This is a genomic window from Streptomyces sp. SID14436, assembly GCF_010548465.1.
GTDB lineage: Bacteria > Actinomycetota > Actinomycetes > Streptomycetales > Streptomycetaceae > Streptomyces.
Genome location: NZ_JAAGMD010000755.1, coordinates 1 through 2,140 on the forward strand (window position 1 = coordinate 1; position 2,140 = coordinate 2,140).

Annotated in this window: 2 protein-coding genes and 1 pseudogene; 2 read left to right on the top strand and 1 reads right to left on the bottom strand. The window is 76.3% G+C overall.

What is annotated here, in order from left to right:
* Window positions 1–837, top strand: an 837-nt coding sequence (locus tag G3I53_RS27490) for a polyketide synthase (RefSeq protein ID WP_164438891.1), incomplete at its 5' end; no start/stop codon positions are given.
* A gap of 19 nt (window positions 838–856) precedes the next feature.
* On the top strand, window positions 857–1,672 hold the full coding sequence (locus G3I53_RS27495) for an alpha/beta fold hydrolase (protein WP_164333247.1): 816 nt from the start codon (window positions 857–859) through the stop codon (window positions 1,670–1,672).
* Here G3I53_RS27495 and G3I53_RS27500 read toward each other — a convergent pair.
* Window positions 1,638–2,140, bottom strand: a pseudogene (locus tag G3I53_RS27500) (hypothetical protein); the annotation flags it as partial. The gene G3I53_RS27495 and the pseudogene G3I53_RS27500 overlap by 35 nt on opposite strands.

Below are 2,140 nucleotides of genomic sequence, written 5' to 3' on the forward strand. Positions count from 1 at the left end.
AACCGGCTGTCGCACGCGTTCGGCTGGCAGGGGCCGAGCCTCGCCGTGGACACCGCCTGCTCGTCGTCGCTGACCGCGCTGCACCTGGCGATGAACGCGCTGCGGGCCGGCGAGTGCGACAGCGCGGTCGTCGCCGGGGTCAACCTGATCACGCACCGCCGTCACCTGGGACTGCTGGCCGGGCTCGGGCTGCTCGCCGAGCCCGACGGCGGGCGGCCCGGCGGCGCCTACGACGAGGCCGCGCCCGGCTGGTACGTGGGCGAGGCGGTGGGCGCGCTGCTGCTGCGGCGCGCCGGCACGGCGGCCCGCGACGGCGATCCGGTGCACGGGATCCTGGAGACGTCGTGGAGCGCCCACGCCGGTGGCACGGGCCGTTTCGGCGCACCGGGCCCGGAGCCGCTGACCGCCTCCCTGCGGCGGATGATGGACGGGGCGGGCCTGGACCCGGCGACGGTGTCCTACGTGGAGGGCGCGGCGGCGGGCGCGGGACTGGCGGACGCCGCCGAGTTCGCGGCCTTCGCCGAACTCCTGGCCGATCACGGCCGGCCGGTGCCGTTGGGCACGCTGAAGCCGAACGTCGGTCACAGCGAGGGGGCTTCCGGCATCGCGCAGTTGATGAAGGTGCTGCTGCAGCTGCGGCACGGCCGGATCGCCCCGACGCTGCTGTCCGACCTGCCGAGCCCGCTGGTGGACTGGGACGACAAGAACCTGTTCGTGCCGGGGCGGCCGACGGCGTGGGAAGCGGTCCACGGGCCGCGGCGGGCCGTCGTCAACGCCGTGGGGTCGGGCGGCACGTACGGCCATGTGGTGGTGCGCGATCCGGAGGGAACACGATGAGCGACGGGGGCCGGACACGATGACGGACGACTGGACGGCCGGCCCGCGCGCCGTGGCCGCGGACGCGGATGCCGTGGCCGCGGATGCCGTGGCCGCGCACTGGACCGCCGGGACCCGCGACCCGGACGCCGAGGTCCGGATGATCTGCTTCGCGCACGCGGGCGGGGGCAGCGCGCTGTTCCTGCCCTGGCGCCGTCGGCTGGCGCCGCGGATCGACGTGGTCCCGGTGGTGCTGCCGGGGCGGGAGCGGCGCATCCAGGAGCGGCCCCACACCCGCATGGCCGACCTGGTCGCCGAACTCGTGCCCGCCCTCCAGCCGTTGCTGGACCGCCCGTACGTGCTGTTCGGGCACAGCATGGGCGCGATGGTCGCCTACGAGGTGGCGCAGCGGCTGCGCCCGGCGCCGGGCATGGTGTTCGTGTCCGGCCGCCGGGTGCCGGGGGTGACGGGCGAACGGCATCTGCTCGGCGACCGGGACCTGTTGGGGGTGGTGAACGGGCTCGGCGGCACGCCGTCGGCGCTGCTCGACTCGCCCGATCTGGCGAACCTGTTCCTGCCCGCGCTGCGGGCCGACTTCCAGCTGGTGGAGACGTACCGGCCGGCGCACACGCCGCCGCTGGACTGCCCGTTGACGGCGCTCACCGGGGACGCCGACCCGGAGGTCACCCCGGCGCAGATGGCGCGCTGGGGCGACCTCACCGCGGGCGGTTTCGGCCTGCACGTCTTCCCCGGCGACCACTTCTACCTCAAGGGGCTGCCGGAGGCGTTGCGCCGCACCCTGCTGGACGGGGCGGACCGGGTCAGCCGGCCGCCCGCCACACCACGGCGGAGTTGAACCCGCCGAAACCGAAGGCGTTCGACACCGCCCAGCGCGGGCGGGTCGTCACGGCGGTGTCCCCGGCCAGTCGGGGGGCACCGTCGATCGGTTCGCGCAGCCACGGGTTGGGGTGCACGAAGCCGTCGCGCAGCTGGACGACGACGGCGACGGCGGACAGCAGGCCGGCGGCCGTGAGCGCGTGCCCGGCGAGTCCCTTGACGGCGTTGACCCACGGTCGCGCCCGGCCGAAGACCTGGGCGAGCGCGTCGGCCTCGACCCGGTCGCCCAGCGGGGATCCGGTGCCGTGCGCGGCGACCAGGTCCACGTCGGCGGGTCCGATGCCCGCGTCCCCGAGGGCGCGGGTCATGACGTAGGCCTCGCCGGCCACCGTCGGGTCGGGCTGGCTGTTGGCGTCGAGCCCGGCCGCGCAGCCCGCGAGCCCGGCGAGGACCGGGGCGTCGCGGCGGGCCGCCGAGCCGGCCGATT

Bases quoted from the DNA above. Each gene is read 5' to 3' on its own strand.
- G3I53_RS27495 (WP_164333247.1), top strand. From the start codon at position 857: ATGACGGACGACTGGACGGCCGGCCCGCGCGCCGTGGCCGCGGACGCG.